The sequence below is a fragment of the Caballeronia sp. J97 genome, from assembly GCF_905220305.1.
In the GTDB taxonomy this organism is placed as follows: Bacteria; Pseudomonadota; Gammaproteobacteria; order Burkholderiales; family Burkholderiaceae; genus Caballeronia.
In genome coordinates, this window is sequence record NZ_CAJMZL010000086.1 from 1 (window position 1) to 910 (window position 910).

Annotated in this window: 1 protein-coding gene; it reads left to right on the top strand. The window is 61.6% G+C overall.

What is annotated here, in order from left to right:
- The first annotated feature begins 14 nt into the window (after positions 1-14).
- Positions 15-863 carry an S-formylglutathione hydrolase gene (gene fghA / locus U4Y90_RS35935; protein ID WP_321801892.1) on the top strand — a complete coding sequence of 283 codons (849 nt, stop codon included), beginning with the start codon at positions 15-17 and terminating at the stop codon, positions 861-863.
- Positions 864-910 lie beyond the last annotated feature (47 nt).

Here is a 910-nt window from a genome sequence, read left to right on the forward strand (position 1 = left end):
GAGAGGACAACGCCATGCTGGAACTCGTGGAAGAACATCGTTGCTTCGAGGGTGTGCAGCGCATCTATCGGCATGCATCGGAGACGATCGGTTTGCCGATGCGTTTTTCGGTCTTTCTGCCGAAAGAGGCTGCGTCGGGCAAGGTGCCTGCGCTGTTTTATCTCGCCGGCCTGACGTGCACCGAGGAGACGTTTCCGATCAAGGCGGGCGCGCAACGTTACGCCGCGCAGCACGGCATCGCGCTGATCGCGCCCGACACGAGTCCGCGCGGCGCGGATATTCCCGGCGAGAAGGATGCGTGGGACTTCGGTGTCGGTGCGGGGTTTTATGTCGACGCGACGCGCGAGCCTTGGGCGGGGCGATATCGCATGTACTCGTATGTGACGCAGGAGTTGCGCGAGACGGTGTTGGCGGAGTTGCCGGTGCGCGAGGATCGTATCGGCATCTTCGGGCATTCGATGGGAGGGCACGGCGCGCTCGTGCTCGCGTTGCGCAATCCGGATCTGTACGCGTCGGTGTCGGCGTTCGCGCCGATCGCGGCGCCGTCGCAGTGTCCCTGGGGCGTGAAGGCGTTCTCAGGCTATCTCGGCGATGATCGCGAGGCGTGGAAGCAATACGATGCGAGCGAGCTTATTAAGGGCGATGCTGCGTCGCGCTTCGAAGGCGGCATTCTCGTCGATCAGGGATTGGCAGATCAGTTTCTTGCCGAGCAGTTGCATCCGGAAGTGCTGGAGCGCAATGCGCTTCAGGCGGAGCATAAGGTGATCGTGCGGCGGCACGAGGGCTACGATCATGGGTACTTTTTTATTGCGACTTTCGTCGGGGAGCATGTCGCGCATCATGCGCGGGTTTTGTGTCGGTGATGGTTTTGGGTTTTGGGTTTCGGGCGGGTGTTTTTGCCGGATCCCGA